Source organism: Rhodococcus sp. ABRD24 (assembly GCF_004328705.1).
Lineage (GTDB): Bacteria > Actinomycetota > Actinomycetes > Mycobacteriales > Mycobacteriaceae > Prescottella.
In genome coordinates, this window is sequence record NZ_CP035319.1 from 3,019,840 (window position 1) to 3,042,800 (window position 22,961).

Annotated in this window: 22 protein-coding genes and 1 pseudogene; 10 read left to right on the forward strand and 13 right to left on the reverse strand. The window is 66.9% G+C overall.

The window, feature by feature from the left end:
* Window positions 1-18 precede the first annotated feature (18 nt).
* Window positions 19-747 carry a protocatechuate 3,4-dioxygenase subunit beta gene (gene pcaH, locus ERC79_RS13280; RefSeq protein ID WP_131578817.1) on the forward strand — a complete coding sequence of 243 codons (729 nt, stop codon included), beginning with the start codon at window positions 19-21 and terminating at the stop codon, window positions 745-747.
* Window positions 744-1,415: a protocatechuate 3,4-dioxygenase subunit alpha gene (pcaG, locus tag ERC79_RS13285; RefSeq protein ID WP_242676559.1), complete on the forward strand. Its 672-nt coding sequence runs from the start codon at window positions 744-746 to the stop codon at window positions 1,413-1,415. The genes pcaH and pcaG overlap by 4 nt, the downstream gene beginning before the upstream one ends.
* Window positions 1,416-1,433: 18 nt before the next feature.
* Here the strand turns inward: pcaG and ERC79_RS13290 are convergent, their stop codons facing one another.
* The 8 genes from ERC79_RS13290 to ERC79_RS13325 all read right to left on the reverse strand — a co-directional run bounded on the left by ERC79_RS13290 (window position 1,434) and on the right by ERC79_RS13325 (window position 8,451).
* Window positions 1,434-2,330, reverse strand: coding sequence for a mycobacterial-type methylenetetrahydrofolate reductase (locus ERC79_RS13290; protein WP_131578819.1), 897 nt, complete (start codon window positions 2,328-2,330; stop codon window positions 1,434-1,436).
* Window positions 2,331-2,335: 5 nt separating this feature from the next.
* Window positions 2,336-3,109 carry a class I SAM-dependent methyltransferase gene (locus tag ERC79_RS13295; RefSeq protein WP_131578820.1) on the reverse strand — a complete coding sequence of 258 codons (774 nt, stop codon included), beginning with the start codon at window positions 3,107-3,109 and terminating at the stop codon, window positions 2,336-2,338.
* A gap of 268 nt (window positions 3,110-3,377) precedes the next feature.
* Window positions 3,378-3,833, reverse strand: coding sequence for a PaaI family thioesterase (locus tag ERC79_RS13300; RefSeq protein WP_131581099.1), 456 nt, complete (start codon window positions 3,831-3,833; stop codon window positions 3,378-3,380).
* 404 nt (window positions 3,834-4,237) lie between these two features.
* Complete coding sequence (locus ERC79_RS13305) at window positions 4,238-4,426, reverse strand: hypothetical protein (RefSeq protein ID WP_131578821.1); 189 nt, start codon at window positions 4,424-4,426, stop codon at window positions 4,238-4,240.
* A 114-nt stretch (window positions 4,427-4,540) separates the two neighbouring features.
* Window positions 4,541-5,365, reverse strand: a complete 825-nt coding sequence (locus ERC79_RS13310; protein WP_131578823.1) for an SDR family NAD(P)-dependent oxidoreductase — start codon at window positions 5,363-5,365, stop codon at window positions 4,541-4,543.
* Window positions 5,366-5,375: 10 nt separating this feature from the next.
* Window positions 5,376-6,152, reverse strand: coding sequence for an SDR family oxidoreductase (locus tag ERC79_RS13315; protein ID WP_207390318.1), 777 nt, complete (start codon window positions 6,150-6,152; stop codon window positions 5,376-5,378).
* Window positions 6,149-7,480, reverse strand: coding sequence for an MFS transporter (locus ERC79_RS13320; protein ID WP_131578825.1), 1,332 nt, complete (start codon window positions 7,478-7,480; stop codon window positions 6,149-6,151). Before ERC79_RS13320 ends, ERC79_RS13315 begins: the two co-directional genes overlap by 4 nt.
* Complete coding sequence (locus ERC79_RS13325; RefSeq protein ID WP_131578826.1) at window positions 7,477-8,451, reverse strand: alpha/beta hydrolase; 975 nt, start codon at window positions 8,449-8,451, stop codon at window positions 7,477-7,479. Before ERC79_RS13325 ends, ERC79_RS13320 begins: the two co-directional genes overlap by 4 nt.
* Before the next feature lie 121 nt (window positions 8,452-8,572).
* Between ERC79_RS13325 and ERC79_RS13330 the strand changes: the two genes are divergently transcribed.
* Window positions 8,573-9,508: a LysR family transcriptional regulator gene (locus ERC79_RS13330; RefSeq protein WP_131578828.1), complete on the forward strand. Its 936-nt coding sequence runs from the start codon at window positions 8,573-8,575 to the stop codon at window positions 9,506-9,508.
* Window positions 9,509-9,606: 98 nt separating this feature from the next.
* Here ERC79_RS13330 and ERC79_RS13335 read toward each other — a convergent pair whose 3' ends face one another.
* The 4 genes from ERC79_RS13335 to ERC79_RS13350 form a co-directional block, all read right to left on the reverse strand.
* Window positions 9,607-10,437, reverse strand: a complete 831-nt coding sequence (locus tag ERC79_RS13335; RefSeq protein ID WP_131578830.1) for an NAD(P)-dependent oxidoreductase — start codon at window positions 10,435-10,437, stop codon at window positions 9,607-9,609.
* Between the two features lie 65 nt (window positions 10,438-10,502).
* Entirely contained in the window at window positions 10,503-10,907 is a 405-nt protein-coding gene (locus tag ERC79_RS13340) for a very short patch repair endonuclease (protein WP_131578832.1), read from the reverse strand.
* A 36-nt stretch (window positions 10,908-10,943) separates the two neighbouring features.
* On the reverse strand, window positions 10,944-12,107 hold the full coding sequence (dcm, locus tag ERC79_RS13345) for a DNA (cytosine-5-)-methyltransferase (RefSeq protein ID WP_207390319.1): 1,164 nt from the start codon (window positions 12,105-12,107) through the stop codon (window positions 10,944-10,946).
* Window positions 12,108-12,344: 237 nt separating this feature from the next.
* On the reverse strand, window positions 12,345-13,028 hold the full coding sequence (locus ERC79_RS13350; protein WP_131578834.1) for a helix-turn-helix transcriptional regulator: 684 nt from the start codon (window positions 13,026-13,028) through the stop codon (window positions 12,345-12,347).
* Between the two features lie 157 nt (window positions 13,029-13,185).
* Between ERC79_RS13350 and ERC79_RS13355 the strand changes: the two genes are divergently transcribed.
* The 4 genes and pseudogenes from ERC79_RS13355 to ERC79_RS13370 all read left to right on the forward strand — a co-directional run.
* Window positions 13,186-14,931: an amidohydrolase family protein gene (locus ERC79_RS13355; protein ID WP_165497118.1), complete on the forward strand. Its 1,746-nt coding sequence runs from the start codon at window positions 13,186-13,188 to the stop codon at window positions 14,929-14,931.
* 23 nt (window positions 14,932-14,954) lie between these two features.
* A complete protein-coding gene (locus tag ERC79_RS13360) occupies window positions 14,955-16,271 on the forward strand; it encodes an ArgE/DapE family deacylase (RefSeq protein ID WP_131578838.1) in 1,317 nt (438 codons plus the stop codon).
* Complete coding sequence (locus ERC79_RS13365) at window positions 16,268-17,461, forward strand: nitrilase-related carbon-nitrogen hydrolase (RefSeq protein ID WP_131578840.1); 1,194 nt, start codon at window positions 16,268-16,270, stop codon at window positions 17,459-17,461. Before ERC79_RS13360 ends, ERC79_RS13365 begins: the two co-directional genes overlap by 4 nt.
* Before the next feature lie 46 nt (window positions 17,462-17,507).
* A pseudogene (locus ERC79_RS13370) lies at window positions 17,508-17,735 on the forward strand (AMP-binding protein); the annotation flags it as partial.
* 92 nt (window positions 17,736-17,827) lie between these two features.
* Here ERC79_RS13370 and ERC79_RS13375 read toward each other — a convergent pair.
* Window positions 17,828-20,311, reverse strand: coding sequence for an ATP-dependent Clp protease ATP-binding subunit (locus tag ERC79_RS13375; RefSeq protein ID WP_131578844.1), 2,484 nt, complete (start codon window positions 20,309-20,311; stop codon window positions 17,828-17,830).
* Between the two features lie 163 nt (window positions 20,312-20,474).
* Between ERC79_RS13375 and ERC79_RS13380 the strand changes: the two genes are divergently transcribed.
* The 3 genes from ERC79_RS13380 (at window position 20,475) to ERC79_RS13390 (ending at window position 22,958) form a co-directional block, all read left to right on the forward strand.
* Window positions 20,475-21,536: a hypothetical protein gene (locus tag ERC79_RS13380; protein WP_131578846.1), complete on the forward strand. Its 1,062-nt coding sequence runs from the start codon at window positions 20,475-20,477 to the stop codon at window positions 21,534-21,536.
* 164 nt (window positions 21,537-21,700) lie between these two features.
* Window positions 21,701-22,216 (forward strand): putative glycolipid-binding domain-containing protein, encoded by a 516-nt coding sequence (locus tag ERC79_RS13385; protein WP_242676886.1) that lies wholly within the window; start codon window positions 21,701-21,703, stop codon window positions 22,214-22,216.
* Window positions 22,217-22,352: 136 nt separating this feature from the next.
* Complete coding sequence (locus ERC79_RS13390; RefSeq protein ID WP_131578851.1) at window positions 22,353-22,958, forward strand: CueP family metal-binding protein; 606 nt, start codon at window positions 22,353-22,355, stop codon at window positions 22,956-22,958.
* The last annotated feature ends 3 nt before the right edge of the window (window positions 22,959-22,961 follow it).

The window sequence follows — 22,961 nt, forward strand, 5'->3', positions numbered from 1 at the left end:
GCTCGACAGGAGACCCACATGACCATCGGCGAATTCGTCGAACGCGACGCCGCGGTGCATCCGTCGGCGCTGACGCCTGGCTACAAGACCAGCATCCTGCGTTCGCCGCGGAACGCGCTGATCTCCCCGCGGAACACGCTCTCCGAGATCACCGGGCCGGTGTTCGGCGCCCGCGAGTTGGGGGAGAAGGACAATGACCTGATCCTCAACTTCGCCAAGGACGGTCTGCCGATCGGTGAGCGTCTGGTGATCCACGGGTACGTCCGCGACGAGTTCGGCAACCCCGTCTCCGGCGCGCTGGTCGAGGTGTGGCAGGCCAACGCGGGCGGCCGCTACCGGCACAAGAAGGACCAGTACCTCGCGCCGATCGACCCCAACTTCGGGGGTTGCGGCCGGATGCTCACCGACAGCAACGGCTACTACGTCTTCCGCACCATCAAGCCGGGTCCGTATCCGTGGGCCAACAGCACCAACGCGTGGCGTCCCGCCCACATCCACATGTCACTCAACGCCGACGGGTGGGCGCAGCGGCTGATCACCCAGCTGTACTTCGAGGGCGACCCGCTGATCGAACGCTGCCCCATCGTCGAGACGATCCCCACCGTCGAACAGGTCCGCAGCCTCATCGCGCAGGAGGATCCGGCCAACCACATCCCGTTCGACGCGCGTACCTACCGCTTCGACGTCACCCTGCGCGGTCGCCGCGCAACCTTCTTCGAGAACACCCTCCCGGGAGTCCCGCGATGACCTTTGCCCTGCCCTCCGCCGCGATGACCCCGCGCCCGATGGTCACCCGGTTCCCGGAGACGCCGTCGCAGACCGGCGGCCCGTACGTGCATATCGGACTCGCACCGCAGCAGGCCGGTTTCGACATCTTCGAGAACAACTTCGGCAACACTCTCGTCTCCGACGACACTGTCGGCGAACGCATCGTGGTCGAAGGCCGTGTGTTCGACGGCACCGGCACCCTGGTGCGCGACGCGCTGCTCGAGATCTGGCAGGCCAATGCCGCGGGCAAGTACGCGCACCCACTCGACCCGCAGGACAAGGCGATCGACCCGTCGTTCCGCGGGTGGGGTCGCACCGGCGCCGATTTCGACAGCGGTGTCTTCGAGTTCCACACGATCAAGCCCGGTTCGGTCGATGCCGACGGCGGCCGCGTTCAGGCTCCGCACATCTGCGTCGCGCTCTTCGCGCGCGGTATCAACGTCGGACTGCACACCCGCATCTACTTCGACGACGAGACCGACCGCAACGCCGCCGACCCGGTGCTCGGCGGTATCGAGTGGGAGACCCGACGTCGGACGCTCATCGCGAAGCGGTCCGATCGCGAGGGAAAGGTGTTCTATACCTTTGACATTCGGCTGCAGGACACCCCTGATGGTGGTGCCGAGACGGTGTTCTTCGACATCTGACGAGAGCGTGGAGTCGCCTCATCGACGTGGCTCCATGTGCGGCGACCAGTAGTCGAGCATCGCGGCGAAGGTCTCGCAGGCGCCACCGGAGACGCCGTAGGGCGCCTCCAGATGCACGCTCAGCGGAAACCCGAGATCGTGGACGCCGTCGACGACGCGACGGTACAAGTCCAGGAGGTTGCGCCGCCGCTGCTCGGGTGAGCAGGCCGCGGTGCGCGCGACGAACTCCTGCTCCTTCCGGACCCGCTCGTTTCCTGGGTCGTGGATGAGCCAATCAATCAGTCGTACATGCTGTTCCATGCCGGGGACGAAGCCGAACGACAGCAGTATCTCCGGACGATGTGCAGTGTGCGCGGCGAAGTCACGCAGGAAGTCCGCGATCCGTGCGGAGTACAGCAACTGGGTCAGCGCAAAGGTTGCGCCGCGTTCACATTTCGCCGCAAGCCTGTCGTGTTCACCCCGCCGCGTGGGGATCAGCACCACCCCGCGCTGGGGGATCAGATCATGGAAGAGGCGCGCAGCATCGCCGGGGGTCACGCCTGGCGCGTCCGCGGGCGCCAGTCCGTGTGGCTTGCCGACAAAGGCGATGCCGTCCATCCCGGCGTCCCGTAGCCGCCGTACGCGGGCAGCGAGTTGGCATTCGTCCTGGAAGACGGTGACCTGGGTGCACAGGCCTGCGACGGCGCCGAGCGATGGGCGGGCCACATTCCAGAAGTCCAGCACGTCCATCCGCGGGGTCAACGTGACGGGCCGGTCCTGATCCTCTGCGATGAGGCCTGGGATCAGCAGATGTCCCAGATGGTTGGCCAGCCCGTAGCGGCAGCAATGTTCGGCGGCCGTGCGGACCACTTCGACGGCCCCGTCCATCCCCGCTCGCAGTTCGGGCGGCACCAACTCCAGAGCCACCGTGTGCATGGCGCTCAAGATCGTTCGGCTGTCGCCAGCCAGGCCGGGGCGAGGAGGCGGTCCTGGGAGTCGAATCCGAGTGTCGAGACGATGGCGGTCAGGGAGGAAGTGGGCTGTTGCATCAGATCTGCCCGGGTGAAGGCGGTCGTGTAGGTGGTGCGTTCCAGTCGCCGCACAATCCAGCCCGCGTCGGCGAGGGTTCCGCGGAGATTGTCCTCACCGATTCGGAAGGGTCCGGGGAACTCGTCGGGGACCTGGTCCGAGAAACACACCACGTGCATCCGGGCGTGTGGGCGGCACGCACGGTGCACTGCCGCGACGTAGCCGTGACGCTGGTCCTCGGGGAAGCAGTGGTACAGCGCGCTGTCGATGACGGTGGTGAACCGGTCTGCGTAGCCGGTCAGGTCGGTGGCATCGGCGACGTCGAAGTCGACGGACTGATCCAGCCCACGCTCGCGGGCGCGTTCGCGGGCGATGTCGATTGCCGCGGGCGCGGCGTCGAGTCCGCACACGTGATATCCCCGTTCGGCGAGAAAGTTCGCGTTCTCGCCTGGGCCGCTGCCGATGTCGAGGACTTCGCTGGTGAACTGCCCGTCGGCCTCGAGATTGCGGACCACCGGTTGGGCCTCGCCGATATCCCACGGCACCCGATCGAACTCGAACTCGGTGTACTGCGTGGTGCCGGACGGCTGGGCGTCGCGCCTGAAGGTATTGAAGTCGCCGCGATACAGCGCATCGAACGCAGCGGGGGTCGGTTGGTCGGGGGACTGGGGAACGTCGGCGCTCACGGGCTGCTCCTTGGCGACGATGTGGACTTCGGATCCCGGTCGCGCGGGTGCTCCGACGAGTAATTCACCGCGGACCATCTCCCTCCGGGGTTTTCTCGCCGGGGTGCAGTGGTCGTCGTCCCAACTTGCCTCGGAACGCGCAGGCACCCAGGACGGCGCTGGCCACTTCCCCTGTCGAGCAGTTGGTGAGTTCTCGACCATCGTACCGAAATCGGGCCCCAGGCTGGTGAGGTCGTGGATGGTAAAGAACTTGGAAAGTGTTCTATACCTATGGAATTCGAAGATGTCCGGCGGTATCGGATCGGGCCGTGGCAACCGGATAGACCGTGCCCTGCGCGACGGCGCACAACCGGATGCTGCCGTCGTCCGCCACCATCTCCAGGTCGCACCTGCACACCGCGCGGCGTCGCCCCACGTGAGTGACCTGCCCGGTGGCGCGCAGCGTCCGGCCCTGCGCGGGCCGCACGTACTCTATGGTCATCCCGCCGGTGAGTACCGCAGCACCCAGCACGGTGCCGCCGGCATAGGTGAGTGCATTGTCGGCCGCGTAGGCGAGCACGCCGCCGTGCAGGAAGCCGTTCTGTTGCAGCAGGTCCGGTCGGGCGTCGATCTCGAGGACCGCGCCGCTGTCGTCGAAGGAGACCAGCCGGGTGCCGAGCAGGACACTGAACGGCTGGGATGCCAGATGCGTGCGGGCGTCCTCGATGCCGAGCGGTGAATCGATGCTGTCCACGTGGACTCCTTCATGGTGTATTGCCGAGATCTCGATGTCCGTCATGCGCAGATCTGGAGGAAATCGGTGGCACCCGGACGTAGCTGGAAGTACCTCTGCTGCCCCTTCGCCTCGAACACCGCAGATGCCTCCGACACCCGGGTCATGGTCCCCAGCTGGTACGGGTCGTTCCAATCGGTGGGCGCAACTGTGCGATCGGGAGCTGGACAACAGGTACTGCTTCCCGGTACGCACCCACGACCCGCGCGCCGCACACGTGGGCGGACTCTCATCAAGTCACCCTATCGGCAGCTACCCGCGACGGAGACGACTCGAGCGGACGGGCATGGTTTCGGTCAGCAGGGCCACTCCCGGCCTGGATGCGGAATGTAAGTAGGCCGGTGCGTGAGCGGGGATCAGGGGCCGCCGGAGAGCGAGTAGCCGATGTACCGGCCGCCCCACTTCAGGCCGCCCCACTTCAGGTAGGCGCTCGTTGTCGCCTGCCCACGGATCTCGTCGTTCTGCCACTGGTAGACAGGGTGGCCCGGGGGAAGGAAGCCCACTCGTTCGAGGTTGTAATACTCGCCGTGGCCCGGTGAGTGCATCTGGCCTCCTCTGGCCGGCTTCTGTCGTCGATCGGTCGCTGGTCGAACCGGTGCTCTCGGCTCCGGACAGACTGCGGGGCAGCCCGTTCCGCAATTCGCTGGAGCCGCCCGCGATCAGGGCTCGACCCCGCCGAGATTGCCGGTGGCTTGTCCGATTCGCCAGTAGATGCCGCCGCCGACCATTCCGCCGTCGACCGGGAGGTCGGCGGCGTTGACGAAGGACGAATCGGGACCGAGTAGGAACATCACAGCGGCCGCCAATTCGGTAGGGTCCCCGCCTCGACCGAGCGGAGTCGCCGCCAGATTTCCGGCATGGAACACCCTTGCGTCCTCAGTGCTGTGGACGCTGTTCGCCGCGTGGATCATGGGGGTTTCCACGAGCCCGGGGCAGATGCAGTTCACTCGGATTCCGCGCGGTGCGAGTTCAAGTGCGCTCGCCTTGGTCAGGCCTCGCAGCCCCCACTTGCCTGCGGTGTAGGCGGCGCCGAAGTATCCGGTCAGGCCGGCAGTTGACGAGATGTTGACGATCGCACCGCCCCTGACGAGGAGCGGACTCAGCGTGCGGGTCCCGAGGAACGCGCCGGTGAGATTGACGTTCAGGACACGGTCCCACTCGTGTAACGACGTCTCGGTGACCGTCTTCCTCAGCGTGATCCCTGCATTGTTGACCAGGCCGTACAGCGGCACCGCGGCATCGGCGACGCGGTCGGCGACGCGCGCCCAGTCCGTGGCGCTCGCGACGTCGGCGAGGATCGTCTCCAGCCGGGAACTGTGCGGGCCGGACTCGGCTCGCAACTTGTCCCAATGATCTGATCCGTCCGGATGGACATCCACCGCGTAGACGCGGGCTCCGGCTCGCAGCAGCGCGAGGCTCTCGGCGGCGCCCTGCCCGCGGGCGCCGCCGGTCACAACGACGGCCTTTCCGTCCCAATGGCTCATCGACAGCCCGCTACGACCGCGTGATTCCGCCGTCGACAACGAGCGTCTGCCCGGTGACGAATGCAGAGACGTCGGAAGCGAGGTGCAGGAACATCTGGGCCACCTCCGCTGGCTCGCCCATCCGGCGCAGCGGCGTTTTCTCCACGAAGGTCCGGTAGTTGACTGGATCCTCGTGCATCCAGGCGCTCATCGGGGTCTTGATGTAGCCCGGGGCCACCGCGTTGACGCGGATCCCGAGCGGACCCCATTCGAGGGCGAGGCAGTTCGTCAGGTGCGATACCGCCGCCTTCGCCGAGGCGTAGTCGATGCAGTTCGGCCGCGCCTTGATTCCGGCGTAGCTGGACAGGTTCACGATCGACCCGCCGCCGTTGCGTGCCATGACGCGAGCGGCGGCTTGCGCCCCGAAGAAGACCCCGGTCAGGTTCACGCCGATCGTCCTGTTCCAGGATGCGAGGTCCATGTCGAGTGCGGCGATCCGATTCATCGAGCCCGCATTGTTGATCCAAGCATCGATTGCGCCGTGCGCGGCCACGACGTCGGCCACCGCGTCCGCGATCTGCGTCGGGTCGGCGATATCGACGGTGAGATATCGCGCGTTCGGGACGACTGCGGATTCCTTTGGGGCGGCGGACAAATCCATGCCGATCACTGTGGCCCCCTGTTCGGCAAAGGCTTTCATCGCCGCGGAGCCGATACCACCGAGGGCTCCGGTGACGACGACGACCTTGCCGTCGAGGTCTGGGTAGTGCGCGCCCCGAGTTGCCGTGTCCGGCATGTCGATATTCATGAGTTTTCCTTCGTGAGTGTGGTTTCCGTGCCGATCTGATGCAGCGGCATTCTGGCTGTTTCCTTGATGATCGAAGCCGCTCCGACCGCGAGCAGTCCCAGCGCCATGACGTATGCCGAGTAGATCCACGCCTTGTCGATCGACGTGAGCCAGGTGTTGAGGTATGGCGCGGTGCCACCGAACAGCGCGACCGACAGTGAGGTCACCAAGCCCACCCCCCTGGCGCGGGCAGCGGTGGGAACCTGCTCGGCGACGATGGCGGGGAACATCGAGGCCAGCAAAGCCCAGACGAGGAGGCCGAGCAGCTGGGAGACGAACAGTGTCCACGGGGCGGACGAGAGGATCACGTTGATCGGGATGACGACGACGAACACACCTGCGCCGTAGACGGCGAGCATGCGCCGGCGTCCCCAGCGATCGGCCATGATCCCGCAGACTGGCAGCCACAGGATGCAGACGACCTGAGCGAGCAGGCTGGCGACGTAGGCCCCGTTCGGGTCCATCCCCTTGGTCGCGATCGCGGTGGCAGGTGCAAAGGTGACCCACGTGTAGTAGGTAGCGTTCGAGGCCGCGCCGATCATGATGATCCGGGCGCCGATCGACAGCATCGCCCTGGGGGTGAGCGCCGCGGCGGGCGTTGTTTCGTTTCCGGATTCGGAGAACACATCGGATTCCTCGGCGCTGCGACGCAGGAACATGGCGTAGACGCCGAGCAGGGCTCCGACCGCGAAGCCGACCCGCCAACCCCAAGCCTGCATGTCGTCGGGCCCGAGGACCGAAGTCAGACCCGCCGCAAGCGCGGTCGCCGCCATGACCCCAAACGTCACGCTGACGAACACCGAGCTCGTCCACAGGGCACGCCTCTCGGGTGGCGCGATCTCTGCGACGTAGGTGTAGCTGACACCGCTCTCCCCACCGTGCGCGAGACCTTGGAGCAGGCGCAGGACCAGCAGCAGCAACGAAGAAAGGACACCGACCTGCTCAAACGTCGGGGTCAGGGCGATGCCCAGACTCGTCAGTGCCAGTAGCGACATGGTCGCGACGAGGGTGAACTTACGTCCCCGCTTGTCGCCGATTGCGCCGAAGATCCAGCCGCCGACGGGACGGGCGAGGAATCCACCGGCGAAGACCGCGAGCGTCGACAGCATCGCGGAGGTCGGGTCGACCGAGTTGAACAGATTCGCGGCGAGGTAGACCGAGAACGTTCCGTAGAGCGTCCAGTCGAACCACTCGAGGGCGTTGCCGACGGCGGCGGCACGCAGCGATCGCCGCCGTGCCTGCATGCTGAGCTCGCCGGTTGCGGTGGTGGTCAAGGAATCAATGGTCATGAGTGGGGGTCCTTCGGTCGGGGGCCGAGGTTCGTCGTGGTGGGGAGCAGATATCGGCGGAACCAGTCGGCTGCCGCCGTGCTGGTCCGATGGAAGTGGTCGGTATAGACGGAGTAGTGCCCGCCCGGGAGCAACAGCAGTTCCTTTGGATGGTGCGCACGGTTGTATGCGTCCTGCTGGAGGTCGGTCGGCGTCAGCCCGTCGTCGTCGGCAACGACCATCAACAACGGGGTGGGGCCGATCCGCTGGACGAACACGCCGGGCTCATACTGGCGGGCCAGCTCGAGAGAACGCAGAGTCACCTCGTTGCGCCACTCCGGACACCGTGCGCCCTCCGTCGACATGTACTCGTACGAGTCGCGTTGCGGGTACGCGGCCGGAACCTGTGGATCGTCGCTGACAGTTTGCATCAGCTGCGGAGCGGCGCCGGCGTGCCGCGCCTCGCGGTCCTGTTCGAGACGGCGATGGAACTCCGCAGCCTGCTCCCGCGGCATCCTCCGCAGGCCCGCTTCGTAGCCGCTGATGGTCGGCACCTGGCTGACCACGCATTTGACTCGCCGATCCATTGCGGCGACGACGAGGGCATGCCCGCCGCTGTAGCTGCTGCCCCAGATTCCGATCCGGTCCGGATCTACCTCGGGGCACGAGCGTACGAACGTGATTGCGCAGCGGAAATCTTCGATCTGCTTGTACGGGTCGATCTCCTGGCGTGGGCGACCATCGCTGCGGCCGAGGTTGCGGAAGTCGAAGGTGAGGACCAGGAAGCCCCGGTTCGCGACGACTGCGGCGTACTCCTCGAGGTCGCCGCCCGCGACCATTGACCACCCGTGTGCCATGACGACTGCCGGTAGCGGGCCGGTGAACCCGTCGGGGAGGTACTTGGTTCCCCGGATGGTATCGCCGTCAACGGCGAACTCGATCGATTGCGCGGATCCTTCGATCGATTCTCGGCCAACTGGAATGTCATTCACGCCTAATACCTCATATGATCTGGGAATACCCTGCGGGGAAGGACGCTATCGGTGACGTACCTCACTGAACAACGAGCTATTACCGATCATTTGATCGGAGAATCCGATCGAAGGGGGCCACGTGAACATTCGATGGCTGGAATGCTTCTTCGCACTGGCCCGCGAACTCCATTTCGGTAGGGCGGCCGCGAGCCTCTACATGGGCCAATCCTCGCTCTCGGAATCGATCCGCAATCTCGAGGAACATCTCGGTGGGCGACTGTTCGATCGCAGCAGTCGCCGCGTCGAGCTCACCGCGTTCGGGCGGAGTGCACTCGAACTGCTGGAGCCGGCCATGTTGGACCTGACGGCCGCGATCGACACGTGCAAGGCCATGTCGACCGGGGGACGCGTCCCGCTGAGCATCGGATTTCTCGGCGGTGGCTTCTACGAGCTGTACCAGCCGTTCCTTCGTGAGCTCGCCGAAAACGTGCCGGAAGTGGACCTGTCCCTCGTCGAGCTTTCTTATCGGTCGCATTTCTCGGCGCTGGCGAACGGCGATATCGATCTCGCCCTGTGTCGACTCCCCATCGGCCTCGACGGACTTACCAGCGGCCCGGTCGTCATGCAGGATCAACGGATGCTGTGTGTGCCGTCGGGGCACCCACTCGCCCAGGCAGAACTCGTCGACCCGGAGCAGCTCGCCGAGCTGAAGATGTGTCAGGTGCCTCCGGACGCGACCAATACGACCTGGCGGGATTATCACTTCCCCCGCAGCACGCCGTCCGGAACACCGATCGCCGCGGGGCCGACGATCACGACGATCCGGGAAGGCATCGCCGCCGTCAGCGCGGGCGCCGGTTGCCTGATGATCACAAAGCGGGCGGTGGACTACTACGGCACGCCGAACGTCGAGTTCGTAGAGATCGACCTGCCCTCCATGCCGACCGCGCTGCTGCGACGCACCAACGACCGACGACCGATTCTGCACAAGGTCGATACTTTGCTGTTCAGGATTGCGCAACGCCTCGGTACGGCACCCGTCTCGTCACACGACACCGGGTTCGCGCGGATCTGAACCGTGCGCACTCCCTACTGCTGAGCCGTCGAGACCAGTGTCAGACCCCGTACCCGTATGAATCGTCCGGGGGCAGCTGCTCACCGCCCCATGCCTGTCTAGCCCGACATCCCGACCCGCCATGACGGGTACTTCGGCACCCAACCCAGACCGCGTGCCTTCGCGTTCGATGCCCCGCGACCGTGCCCAGGGCCCAGCCCCGCCGGCTCCTGCGCACCAACCCAGCGGCAGAACGTCGGCACCCATTCATCAGGGCCGGCCGGTTCGTCGTCGACCACGTTGACGATGCCGGCGGGCCAGCCGAGTGCTGCGACGGTCGGGGCGACGGTGTCCTCGATGTGCAGGAAGCTCTCGATGCCGTTGCCGGCGAACACACCATCGCGCGCGGCACGGCCGAAGTCGCCGTCGGGGGAGTACCAGGTGCCGGGGCCGTAGAGCTTGCCGTACCGCAGGATCACGTGGTTGGGGATTTCGGCGGACGCGTGCTCCATCGCCTCGACGCCCTCCACGGTGCGCGCGTTCGGCCCGACGGCGTCCACCAGCGGGACAGCCTCGTCGGCCAAGCCCTCCCCCTCCGCGTACAGCCATGCGATGCTCTGCGTGATCAGCCGTTCGACGCCGTATCGGTGCATCGCGTCGACCAGGGTGCGGGTGCCGACGGTTCGTAGCTCGGCGTTGGCTTCGAGATCGACCGAGGACAGGTCGGTGAGCTGATGGATCACCGCGTCCGGCCGGGCCTCGACGATGGCGTGCTCGACGGACGCCGCGTCGAACGCGTCGAGCCGCACGACGACGGCACCCGCCTCTCGCAGCTCGGGACGCGAGTCCGGATTGCGTGAGGTGCCCGCCACAACGTGCCCCTGGGCGATCAGTGCGCGGGTGAGCGGCAATCCGACCACGCCCCCGGCGCCGGCGACGAGAATCCGCATACGGTCGAGCCTAGGAAACCCGGGGACGCTCCGGCGGGATCGCGGCCGATTCGAGATGCGACCGTTCACTCGACGGTCAGTGCGGCCTGCACCCGATCTGCCGCTTCGGCCGGATTTTCGTGCTCCCACACCCGCACCACCCGCCAGCCCGCGGCGGTAATCCGGACATCGGTGTCGCGGTCCCGAACTACGTTGGCCGCCAGCTTGTCTGCCCACCACTGCGCGTTGTTCTTCGGCGCCGTCGCATGCTGCGGGCAACTGTGCCAGAAGCAGCCGTCGACGTAGACGGCGACCCGCCGCCGCGGGAACACCAGATCGGCCCGCCGCCGCAGCCCAGGCAGCGGCGCACGGTCGACGAAGAAGCGAACCCCGCGCCGGTGCAGCTCGCGCCGCAAAGCGACCTCCGGTGCGGTGTCGCGTCGGCGCTGTGCCCGCATCCGGGCGCTGGTCAGGGGATCGGTCGACGGCATTGCCACCATCTTCGCACCAGAACCGCGGTACCGGATTCAGGCAGCCGCTTCCGGATAGCCGCCCATCCGGTCGAGGTGGCTCTCGACATCGTCGAGGAAGCCGGGCACGAAGCGCAGGCTGCCGCTGCGGGCGCGTTTGAGGAACCCGGCGGTCGCGCGCGCCGACAGCAGCCGCGAATCCTCGAGGAACCCGCTGAGGTCTTCGTACGGGTCCTGCACGGGCCAGTGCGATTCGTGCACCCGGAACGCCTGACGGCCTCGCCCCCATGCGGCACTGGGCCACGCGTCGCCGGGTTTGAGCGGGGTCTCGTGGTCTGCGCTGTAAGGGATGCGGTCGGTGAGGCGTCCACCCGCCCATGTCGCCATCCGAACGCTCACCGCGTTGCCGACCAGCCGCCACCGGTGGCCGGTGCGCACGCCTTTCGCCTCCACGGCCGGAGCCGTCCAGTCGGGGTCGAAGCCCTGTAGTCGCTCGACGTCGACCAGTCCGGGAGTGACGATCTCGCCCGACGGCAGGCGCACCGCCGGCGGCGACGCGATCCCCACAGTGGAGCCGCCCTTGAGCGTGGGTACCGCGTTCACCGCCCAGCCGAGCCCGCGGATGCCCTCGGTCCAGTAGAAGCCGCAGGGGTGCGCGGAGGGGTCGCCCTCCTCGGGCACGCCGGCGTCCTGACCGAACAGCACCTCGCGGGGATCGTCGGTGCGCGAGGCCAGCATCAGTACGCGCTGGCGCCGCTGCGGCAGCCCGAACGCGCGCGCGTCCACCACCCGGTACGCCCACGTGTAGCCGAGGTCCTCGAGCGCGTCGGTGATGTGCCGCATCGCAGCGCCGCGGCCCAGATTGAGCATGAACGGGACGTTCTCGATCAGCAGCCAGCGCGGGCCCTTCTTGCGCTTGACCAGCCGGAACACCTCATCGACCAGTCCTGAGCGAGAACCGGTAATGCCGGCGGTGCGCCCCGCCTGCGACAGGTCCTGGCACGGGAAGCCGGCCGCGACCAGCTCGGTGCTGGCGGGCAATGAACGCAGCCGGGTGACGTCACCGTGTAACTCGACACCCGCGAACCGAGTCTTCAGTACTTGCTGGGCGCCCGGATCGATCTCGCACAGCAGCTCGGTTTCCCAGCCGTGGCTGCGCAGGCCGAGCTCTACCCCGCCGATCCCGGCGAACAGCCCCACCATGTTCCCGGTCGACGTCACAGCACCCTTCCTCACGCACAAGTACTGGGAGCACGTTACTCGAGTCCTCCGACGTGGCCGCGTCACACCGCCGCGGGCCGACCGGCGTGTGATGGGGAATCGACGTTCCCCGATCGCCGCGCCGGAGGGCAATGCCCCCGTCCGACGGTTCATCGGTTGGGGTGAAACCGCAGCCTTCCCGCGTTCTTCCGAGAGAAGTTGTTGTCTCGGTGGATGTTCTGAACTCGGCCGGGTGGGTCAGCCCGTTGTGCCGAGCTGCGCGATGAGTTGAGCGCGGGACCGCAGCCCCGACTTGTCGTAAATGTGTTGCAGGTGGGTCTTCACGGTGGGCACGCTGATGAAGAGCGCGCGGCCGATCTCGGCGTTCGCCGCTCCCTCGCGGACGAGACGAACCACGTCGCGTTCGCGTTGTGTGAGCCCCCACTCGTCGACCCGCCGCGCCGCCTCGAAGGACCGCCCGGTTGTGAAGGTGTGTTCGAGGAAGGGGCGGGCGTTGCGGAGCAACTCCAGTTCGCGGGTGGTGAAGTCGCCCAGCTCGGACGAGCGGTGCAGCGAGATGCCACCCACCATCTGTCCGGCGCGGTACAGGTACAGCTCCGCCTCGAAGTCCAGGCCGAGCGGAGCCATGAATCTGCGGTGGTATTCGCCCCCGTGATAATGCTGGTGCAGATCGCGCAGGCTCACGATGGGTTTGCCGGTCGCGGCGAACCGGCGGGGGTGGAACGGGTCGAGCCGGTGAAAGAAGTCGGTGTAGCGCACGTTCCGATCCGATTCGATCCGATGGAACGCGTGATCGACCGGATTCAGGTTGGCATCGACCGTGTAGAAGACGATCCCCGAGTTCGGTACCAGCCCGGACAGGAACCCCATCGCCTCGGACTTGTACTGGGCGAGGTCGTCGATCTCGGACAGCGGCTGCATGGTCCCCAAACACTAGTGCCGATCACCGGCGCCGACTAGACCGATCGAGGTGAAGATGCCGAGCGGATCTCATCCCTTGGGTTGATGCCGGAGTGTGACCGGCGGCATAGCTTCGCAGATGCCAGGCCGGGTGGACCGGTCGGGAGCGGAGGTAGCGATGACCAACACGATTGTCACCGGCGGGCGAGTGCTCACATTCGACCCTGCGGTTCCGGAGGCCGAGGCGCTGGTGCTGTCGGACGGCCGGGTGCTCGCGGCAGGGCGTACCGACGAGATGACGAGCCTGGCCGGTCCGGGCGCAAAACACATCGACGCCGAGGGCGGTACCGTGATGCCCGGCCTGATCGACACGCACCCGCATGTGATGCACTTCGGTACCCTCGCCGGCGGGCTCGTCGACCTCACCGACGCCGTGGACCACGCCGACATCGTAAAGCGGATCCGGGCCAGGGCCGCGATCACACCGCCCGGCGAGTGGATCATGTGCACCCCGGTCGGTGAACCGCACTATTTCATCCGTCGCTCGGAGCAGGATCTGCTCGAACGGCGCCTCCCCGACCGGTGGACCCTCGACCGCGCGACCGACGCGCATCCGGTGATGATCCAGGCGTGGGCACCGAAGATGCCGAACGTGGTGGCGTTCAACAGTGCCGGGCTGCGTGCCGTGGGACTGACGGCTTTCATCCCGGACCGGGTCTGCGATGTGGACCTGGAGAAGGACGAGACGGGTGACCTCACCGGAATCCTGAGGGGCCCGGTCACCAACTACTACACGTACGACCCGTTCTGGGGTCAGATTCTGATGAAGCTGCCGCCGCCGAACCTCGAGAACGCCGCCGCTGGCACGCTGGCCGAGATGGCACGGTTCACGGCCCAGGGTGTGACCACGGTCTACGAGGGTCACGCGATGGAACCCGAGCACATCGCTCTCTACCGTCACCTGCGGGCGAGCAACGCGCTCACCCTGCGCGTCATGGCGACCTTCGACATCGAGTCGGTTATCTTCTATCCGTTCGATCCGCTGACCCTCGACGAATTCACCGAGCGTCTCGAATGTTTCGCACGTGATGCCATGGACCTCGACGACGACATGCTGCGCGTCAACGGGATGACGATGAGCCCGGGTGGGCCGTGTTTCTCCGGCTACTTCGCCACCTACAAGGCGCATCTGAATCCGTTCGGGCGACAGACCCGCGGCGTCCGGTTCCTCTCGACCGAGAAGGAAGAGGCGTTCGTCCGGTTCTGCGCGGAGCGCGGCATCCGCGCGAACATGTGCATGGGCGCGTTCCGCGAGCATGACGAGTTCCTCGACATCGCTGAGCAGGTGGCGTGCGAGTACGACTTCCGCGATAGGAACTGGATCCTGCAGCATGCCATCACCATCACGCCCGCCCAGGTGCGCCGGTACGCAGATCTGGGCTTCCAGGTCACGACCTCGGCCGGATTCGCCTGGGGCAAGGGCAAGATGTACGGCGAGCGGATGGGCGAGCAGGTCTGGCGCGACCTGGAACCGCTGAAGCGGTTGGTCGACGCCGGGCTCGACCTCGGCGGCGGCACCGACTGGGGTCCCAAGAACCCCTGGGAACAGATCGAGCTCGCGCAGACGCACCGCTTCGCCGGCTGCGACCATCGCAACGACGGGCCGGACCAGGTGCTGACCCGCGCCGAGGCGCTGTCGATGTGGACCACCGGCGCAGCGAAGATCCTCGGATGGTCGGATGTGGGCTCGCTCGCCCCCGGTAACCAAGCGGACGTCCTCATCGTCGACCGCGACCCGCTGCGTTGCGACATCGACGATCTCGCGGACACGAAGGTGCTCCGGACCATGCTGGGCGGACGCACCGTGCACGACAGCGGCGACCTCTCCTCGCCTTCCGACGAGTCGACGCTGGTGGCGCTGTGAACAACACGAGCAAAGTGGACAACATGAACGACACCGCAGCGAACCTGGTCAGTGCCCGGATCGACGACCTGCGCGACGAACTCCTGGCCACGCTGTCGACCGCCATCGGCATCCGGAGCGTCAACCCGACCTACGCAGACCAGGACTACGACGATCTGGTCGGCGGGGAGACCGCGGTTTCGCAGCTGCTGGCCCACGTCTACCGCGAGGCGGGGGCCGAGGTGGAGTTGTTCGGCGAGGCTTCGGGCCGCGACAACGCCGTCGGCGTTGTCGCGGGCAGCGGCGGCGGCCGCTCACTGGTGTTCAACGGCCACGTCGACGTGGTGCCCGCCGACAACGCAGCTGCGTGGACCCACGATCCGTTCACCGCTGTCGTCGCCGACGACCACCTGTGGGGCCGCGGCTCGGTGGACATGAAGAGCGGGCTGGTGGCCCAGGCATTCGCGGCCCGCGCGCTGCGGGAGGCGGGCATCCGGCTGCGCGGTGATCTGATCCTGCAGGCGGTGGCGGGCGAGGAGAACCTCGAGCACCACATGGGCACCTCCGCTGTCCTCGCGCGCGGCTACCTCGGCGACGCCGCGATCGTGGCGGAGCCGACCGGCGCCGCTGAACCCCTGACGGTCATGCCGGCCACCCCGGGAGTCCTCGTCTTCCGCATCGACGTGACCGGCAAGGCGGCACACGCATCGATGCGCTCCCGGATGCTCGCCGAGCGCAGCGACCAGTCGGTGGCCTCGAGCGCCATCGACTCGGGTCTCGCAGTGCACGAGGCGTTGCGCCGACTCGAATCCGACTGGGTGAGCACCAAGATCGATCCGTTGTTCACGCCCGGTCAGTTCACCATCGGACTCGACGTGATCGACGGTGGCGCGGGCGGCAGCCGCAACGTCGCATTCATCCCCGACGAGATGGCCCTCGAGTACGCGGTCTTCTACCCGCCCGCGGCCGAACTGTCCGACATCCAGGGTGAGATCGAGAGTGCGGTGGCGAGCGCGGCCCAGCGTGACCCGTGGATGCGGTCTCATCCGCCGGCGATCACCTGGCAGATGCACTACCCGGGCGGCCGCACCGACGGTGACCACCCGTTCTGCCTGACCGTCGCGGGTGCCCGCACCCGGGCCGCCGCGCACACGCGGCTCGCCGGGGAACCCGACGTGATGCCGTTCCCGTCGGCGACCGATCTGACCTGGCTCTCGCGCGCCGGCATCCCGACCGTCGGGCTCGGACCGGGCAGCCTCAGCATGGCGCATGCTGTCGACGAGCGGTGTTCGATCGATGAGATCATCTGCGCGGCAAAGACGTACGCATTCGCGGCGATCGATTGGTGCGGCGTCGAATGACCGAGACCGCCGCCGCAGGGAACTCGCGTCCGATCGCACCGTACATGGCCGTCGGGCTGTCGACGATCGTGCACGGCATCGGCTCCCGCAAGCACATCGCCCGCAACCTCGACACCATCGAGGAAGCCATCCACGGTGCGGCATCCATCGTCGGGATCAATTTGCCGGTCAAGCTCATCGCGCTGGCGGAGGGCGCGCTCACAGGGTTCACCGACGAGGTCTTCGACCTCCCGCACGCCCGTTGTGCACGCGAGCTCTTCATCGACATTCCCGGCCCGGAGACCGATCGGCTCGCCGCCCTCGCCCGGCTGTACGAGACGTACATCGTCGTCCAGTGCAAGGCCCGCTGGCCCGAGATCGTCGACGACCGGTTCTTCAACATGATGGTGGTGATCTCGCCGCAGGGCGAGATCGTGCACAGAGCCGCGAAGAATCACGTGTGGTGCCGAGAACACTCGTGTACCCCGCACGATGTCTACGACCGCTGGGTCGAGCTATTCGGGGACGGGATCGACGCCTTCTATCCTGTCCTCCGCACGCCGGACATCGGAAACATCGGCACCATCTGCTGCAGCGACGGTGAGTACCCGGAGGCGGTGCGCGCCCTCGCCTTCAACGGGGCCGAGGTGGTGTATCGGCCCAGTGAGGCCGTGCCGATGACCCAGTGGGGTCCCGAACCGGGCGGAACCTGGCTGCTGCAGAACCGGGCGCACGCCCAGTTCAACGGGGTCTACATGCTCTGCCCGAACGTGGGCCCGGTGTACACGTCCCCGGACGTGGAGCACCCGTTCGACGTCGGTGGCGGCAACTCGCACGTCGTCGACTACCTCGGCACGGTGATCGGGCACACTGTCTCGGGCGCGAACAGCGTGGTCGCGGGGATCATCGACATCGAGGCGCTACGCCAGTTCCGGATGATGAACCTGAACTCGAACTGGCTCAAGGACGTTCGCACCGAACTGTTCCGTCGGATGTACGACCGGCCGATCCATCCGGCCAATCTGTGGCTCGAACAGGAACCGGTCCGGCACGCGGAGGCCGACGAGATCTACCGTGGCAACATCCGGCGCCTCGTCGAGCGCGGAACCTACACCCTTCCGGCGCAAGACTTTCCGGGCGCGCGACACATCGCCCCGCCGGGCGATGACGACGTCGAGTCGATCTTGGCCCGGTGGACAGGCGATAGCTGACGGCCTTTGCCGTCTCTTCAACCCTTACCGAGGAGTACTCGAAAGCATGACAAGCTCTGGGGCGCTGATTCAGCCCAGCCATTCCTCCGCCACAAGTGAACTGCCCATGTTGGACGACACCATCGGCGACAGCTTCGACCGTACGGTCGCGGCGCACCATGACCGCGACGCGCTGGTCGATCGCGGGTCCGGTCGGCGATGGACCTACAGTGAACTGGCCGTCGACGTCGACGTGGTCGCATCGGGGCTGCTCGGTCTCGGCGTCGGCAAGGGCGTGGAGGCGGCCCGCAATCTTCTTCGGGAGTGACACAGAGACGAATGCCCCGGCCGTGTGACAACCGGGGCATTCGCAGTGAGAAGCCGCAATCAGGCGTCCGTTGACGCAGTTTCCGGCTCGGTCGGCAGCGAACCCTCCTTGCCGCCCCGATGTACCACGCCGAGTTCGAGTCCGGCGCCGTCCACCGACACGCGCACCGAGTCGTGCGGCTCGAGCTGTCCCGACAGCAGCAGCCCGGCGAGCCGGTTGTCGAGCTCCTTCTGGATGGTGCGGCGCAGCGGCCGCGCCCCGAACTCAGGCTGGTAGCCCTTCGCGGCGAGCCAGTCGACGGCGTCCTCGGTGATGTCGAGCGTCACTTTCTGTGCGTGCAGCTGACGGCGGGTGCCGTCGAGGATGAGCTCGATGATCTGCCGCAGTTCGGTCTGGTCCAGCCGGTGGAAGACGATGGTCTCGTCGATCCGGTTGAGGAACTCGGGCCGGAAGTGCGCCCGCAGCCGCTCCATCAGCGTTGCGGCCAGCTCATCGACGTCCTCGCTCTTGGCGCCGAGGATCAGATCGGAGCCGATGTTGCTGGTGAGGATCACGATGGTGTTCTTGAAGTCGACGGTGCGGCCCTGCGCGTCCGTGACCCGGCCGTCGTCGAGCAGCTGTAGCAGGACGTTGAACACGTCCGGGTGCGCCTTCTCGACCTCGTCGAACAACACCACGGAGTACGGTTGCCGGCGGACCTTGTCGGTGAGCTGTCCGGCCTCCTCGTAGCCGACGTAGCCGGGCGGCGCGCCGACGAGTCGGGAGACGGTGTGCTTCTCCTGGAACTCGCTCATGTCGAACCGGATCATCCGGTCCTCATCGCCGAACACGGCCTCCGCCAAGGCCTTCGCGGTCTCGGTCTTTCCGACACCGGTGGGGCCGAGAAACATGAACGATCCGATCGGGCGGTTGGGATCGGACAGCCCGGCCCGGGATCGGCGCACCGCCTCGGCCACCGCGGTGACGGCCTCCGCCTGTCCGATCACGCGGTGGTGCAGCACATCCTCGAGCTTCATCAGCCGCTCGCGTTCCTCGGCGGTCAGATCTGCTACCGGAATCCCGGTCTGCCTGGACACCACGTGTGCGATGTCGAGGACGGTGACCTCCGGTGTGGTTTCGTCGGGAGTCGCGCCCAGTCGCTCCTGGGCCTCGGTGATCTGCCGTTTGAGATCGTTGGCGCGTTCGTAGTCCTCCGCGCCGACCGCGGAGTCCTTCTCCCGCTTGAGTCGGGACAGTTCCTCCTCTGCGGCGCGGGTGTCGAAATCGGGGGTTCGGGTGCGCAACCGGACGCGGGCGCCCGCTTGGTCTACGAGGTCGATTGCCTTGTCCGGCATGAACCTGTCGGTGATGTACCGGTCGGACAGTTCCGCCGCCGCCACGAGTGCCTCGTCGGTGTAGTGCACCTGGTGGTGCGCCTCGTAACTGTCGACGAGACCGCGCAGGATCTCGATGGTGTCGTCGACGGACGGCTCCGCGACCAGCACCGGCTGGAAGCGGCGCTCGAGTGCGGCGTCCTTCTCGATGTGCTTGCGGTACTCGTCGATCGTGGTGGCGCCGATCGCGTGCAGTTCGCCGCGGGCCAACGCCGGTTTGAGGAGATTTCCGGCATCCATCGCGCCCTCGCCGCCGGCTCCGGCCCCGACGATGGTGTGTAGTTCGTCGATGAACAGGACGAGCTCGTCGGAGTGCGCTTTGACCTCGTCGAGGATCTTCGTCAGTCGCTCCTCGAACTCGCCGCGGTACTTCGTGCCCGCCACGAGCGAGCCGACATCCAGCGCGACGACGCGGCGGTCCGTCAGCGTGGACGGTACGTCACCATTGACGATGCGCTGCGCCAAGCCCTCGACAATTGCGGTCTTGCCGACGCCCGGATCGCCGATCAGCACCGGGTTGTTCTTGCGACGGCGGGACAGAATCTCGATGGTCTGCTCCACCTCCTGCGCGCGTCCCACGACCGGGTCGATGTTCCCGGCGCGGGCCTCGGCGGTGAGGTCGCGGCCGTACTCGTCGAGCGTCGGTGTCGAGCTCGGCGGGGACTTCGTCTTCTCGTCCTCGATGGTGGCCCCGAGCAGCGCCTTGCCTGCTGGACTCTCGGAGTTTGCGGCGATGCCGATCAGGATGTGCTCGGGTCCGATGTAGCTGCGTCCCGACTCGCTCGCCTGCTGCTGCGCTGTGCGCAGCGCGCGCTTGGCGGACGGGCTCAGACCCGGGGACCCGGACGCGGCCTGTGGTGAGGCGTGCTTCTCGAGATGGGCCGCCATCTTCGCGGCCACCTCGTCGGGATCGAGATTGATGCTGCTCAGGACGCCGCGCGTCGGGTCGTTCTGAGCAGCTGCGTACAGCAGATGCTCGGGCGTGATCTCGGTGTTGCCCCACTCGCTCGCCGCATCTCGCGCGACGGCGATCAGCCGCCGAGCGTCGTCGTTGAGGAGCCGACCCAGATCGACGCGTTGGACCGGGGGCTGAGATGACAACCCCGATCCGAAGAACCTCGCGAAAATGTCGTCGAAGGGGCTGTCCATGCGTCCCCAACCTTCGGTCATGTCCTATCCTCCAAATCTCTGCTTACAGCAATCTGGTTCGGACTCGTCTTTGCATCCGGGTGGAACACCTCAACCTTGCGGCCACCACGGGGGAAAGTAAAGAGTCCTCAGCCCCCAGTTCGCGGCACCCGCCGCCGACACCTGCCGAAAGGGTTTGTGCCGCATGGTGACCGCGACCGCATCCACCGAACACCCGTCCAAGACACGCAACCCGAGGCTGCTGCGTGATGCGCAGGCCGGTGCGCTGGTCGAGGCCTTCGTCGTCATCGGAATCCTCACGATCCTGGTGACCCGTGCGTATCTGCACGCGACCGGATACCCGCAGATCGGCGGCGCGACGCTGCACATCGCGCATTCGCTGTGGGGCGGGCTCGGCCTGGTGATCGCCCTGGTGGTTGTGTTCTCGTTCCTCGGCGACCTGCCACGGATGGTCGCGGTGGTGGCCGGCGGCATCGGGTTCGGGCTGTTCCTTGACGAGGTCGGCAAGTTCGTGACGAAGACGAACGACTACTTCTTCCAGCCCGCGGTCGCGATCATGTACGTGGTCATCGTGGCGTTGCTGCTGGTCAACCGCTGGATTCATGACTCCCGGCAGCAGACTGCCGCCGAAGACCTCGTCAACGCCGCCACGGCCGCCGCCGACGGACTGGGCCACGGCCTCACGCCGAACCGGCTCGCCCAGGCCCACCGGCAGTTGCGCCGGGCCGCGGCCGATGGCGCCGATCCCACGGCGATCGCGAGCGTCGAGAACCTGTTGTCGCGGTGTGCGCCCCGCCGGACCGGACGCCTCGACAACGTCGGCGCGTGGTTCCGTGAGCACCTGTCGCAGGTGTTCGACGGCACCCGCGCCCTGTGGATCGCCGCGGTCGCGCTTGCGCTGTTCTCCACTGCCGGCCTGGTCAACGCTGTCCTCACGATGGCCGAGGATCTCGAGGGCGGCACCGGCACCGACATCACCACGATCGGCCAGATGTGTGGCTCGATCGTCGCGTTCGCGCTGTGCGGGGTCGCGATCGCTCGACTGCGCGGCGGAGGGATCTGGCCGGTGCGGATGCTGCGGGCCGCGGCGCTCGTGACGATCCTGCTGACCGAGGTCTTCAACTTCGTCGCCGAGGAGTTCGGTGCGCTCATCAACGTCGCGGTCGGGTTGAGTGCCCTGGTGGTGTTCTCGCGTCGCATCGCGGTGCTCGAGCGCGCCGAGGGACGCGCCGAATTGTCCGAATGACGACCCGTGCGAACCAATCCCACCCACGGTCCACGCCTGGACGGGCTTCGTCGCCTACCGTAGAGACCGTGAGCAACCCCGTCCCCGGCGTACCCCGGCCGTCCGCGAGCGCCGCGTCGCCCTGGCCCGCCGTCCTGACGTGGCGCGCACACGGCGCGCCCCGCATGGAATCGGTGCGGGTGCAGTTGAACGGAAACCGAATCAAGGCGACCGGACGCATCATCGGCGGCGAGTGCCCCGAACACCCCGCGTTCAGCGCATCATATGACCTCGTCACGGACGAGAACGGCGTCACTCGACGACTGTCCCTGCGTACCGCGCTGACATCCGGCGAGCGGCAGATGTCGATCAGCCGGGACGAGGAGGGCGCCTGGATGGTCGAGACCGGCACTACCCACCTGCGGTCCACGTTCGCCGGGGCGAAGGACGTCGATGTGGTGCTGAGCCCGTTCTTCAACACGCTGCCGATCCGGCGCTTCGGGCTGCAGCACGAGTCCGAGGACCTCCAGGTCCCCGTTGTCTACGTGAATCTGCCCGACCTGGCAGTACAGGAGGCGTCGCTGACCTACAGCAGCGGCGCCGATGGCATCCACGTCCTCTCTCCGGTATCGAGTTCGTCGATCACCGTCGATGCGGACGGGTTCGTCCTCGACTACCCGGGGCTCGCGGAGCGGATCTGACGCGTCTGCCTGCCGGGCGGGAGCACCGTATCGTCGAGTCGTTCGCGCCAGCGCCTTGTCGAGGGGTCTCTCGCGTCCTGTCTGCGCGAATGGGTCGGATACCCTTACCCCGTAGCTGTCACGCTACTGTCGACGCATGGCGTACAACCAGTTCGCGAAGATAGTCAAGACTCTTGTCTGTGCCGTGGCTGGGGCGGCGCTCCTCGCCGGATGCGGCACGACCGCCACAACCGAACGCGACGAACCGGCGCCGGTCACAGCCGGGGAGCTGCTCGAACAGCACGGCCTCGACGGTCTCGACGCCCGCGAGGTGATCACCCGGCTCGACACCATGCCGGTCGACGATCGGCCCGCGGATCTGCTCGCATCGGTCAGGTCGCGTACGGTCGAGCTCTCCGACGGCAGCGGCGCCACGGCGTCCTTGGCGCTACCTGACGAGCAGTTCTACGTCTCGATCGCCCCCTATGCCACGCAGACTCACGAGTGCTACTTTCACAGCCTGACGACGTGTCTCGGCGAGATGCAGAACGAGGACATCCGGGTCTCGGTCACCGACCGCGCGAACGGCGCCGTGCTCGTCGATCGCATGCTCCGCACCAACGACAACGGGTTCTTCGGACTCTGGCTGCCGAGAGCTGTCGACGCGACCGTCACACTCGAAAGCGGCGGCCGCTCGGTTACGTCGGCGATCTCCACATACGACGACGATCCGACCTGTGTGACGACGCTGCAGCTCACCTGATCC

Excerpts from the sequence above, each read along its gene's own strand:
- ERC79_RS13375 (WP_131578844.1), bottom strand. The coding sequence starts at position 20,311 with ATGACCGAAGGTTGGGGACGCATGGACAGCCCCTTCGACGACATTTTC.
- pcaG (WP_242676559.1), top strand. The coding sequence starts at position 744 with ATGACCTTTGCCCTGCCCTCCGCCGCGATGACCCCGCGCCCGATGGTC.
- pcaH (WP_131578817.1), top strand. The coding sequence starts at position 19 with ATGACCATCGGCGAATTCGTCGAACGCGACGCCGCGGTGCATCCGTCG.
- ERC79_RS13315 (WP_207390318.1), bottom strand. The coding sequence starts at position 6,152 with ATGAATATCGACATGCCGGACACGGCAACTCGGGGCGCGCACTACCCA.
- ERC79_RS13390 (WP_131578851.1), top strand. The coding sequence starts at position 22,353 with ATGGCGTACAACCAGTTCGCGAAGATAGTCAAGACTCTTGTCTGTGCC.
- ERC79_RS13350 (WP_131578834.1), bottom strand. The coding sequence starts at position 13,028 with ATGCAGCCGCTGTCCGAGATCGACGACCTCGCCCAGTACAAGTCCGAG.
- ERC79_RS13305 (WP_131578821.1), bottom strand. The coding sequence starts at position 4,426 with ATGCACTCACCGGGCCACGGCGAGTATTACAACCTCGAACGAGTGGGC.
- ERC79_RS13320 (WP_131578825.1), bottom strand. The coding sequence starts at position 7,480 with ATGACCATTGATTCCTTGACCACCACCGCAACCGGCGAGCTCAGCATG.
- ERC79_RS13355 (WP_165497118.1), top strand. The coding sequence starts at position 13,186 with ATGACCAACACGATTGTCACCGGCGGGCGAGTGCTCACATTCGACCCT.
- ERC79_RS13290 (WP_131578819.1), bottom strand. The coding sequence starts at position 2,330 with ATGCACACGGTGGCTCTGGAGTTGGTGCCGCCCGAACTGCGAGCGGGG.
- ERC79_RS13385 (WP_242676886.1), top strand. The coding sequence starts at position 21,701 with ATGGAATCGGTGCGGGTGCAGTTGAACGGAAACCGAATCAAGGCGACC.
- ERC79_RS13310 (WP_131578823.1), bottom strand. The coding sequence starts at position 5,365 with ATGAGCCATTGGGACGGAAAGGCCGTCGTTGTGACCGGCGGCGCCCGC.
- ERC79_RS13335 (WP_131578830.1), bottom strand. The coding sequence starts at position 10,437 with ATGCGGATTCTCGTCGCCGGCGCCGGGGGCGTGGTCGGATTGCCGCTC.
- ERC79_RS13380 (WP_131578846.1), top strand. The coding sequence starts at position 20,475 with ATGGTGACCGCGACCGCATCCACCGAACACCCGTCCAAGACACGCAAC.
- ERC79_RS13360 (WP_131578838.1), top strand. The coding sequence starts at position 14,955 with ATGAACGACACCGCAGCGAACCTGGTCAGTGCCCGGATCGACGACCTG.
- ERC79_RS13365 (WP_131578840.1), top strand. The coding sequence starts at position 16,268 with ATGACCGAGACCGCCGCCGCAGGGAACTCGCGTCCGATCGCACCGTAC.
- ERC79_RS13340 (WP_131578832.1), bottom strand. The coding sequence starts at position 10,907 with ATGCCGTCGACCGATCCCCTGACCAGCGCCCGGATGCGGGCACAGCGC.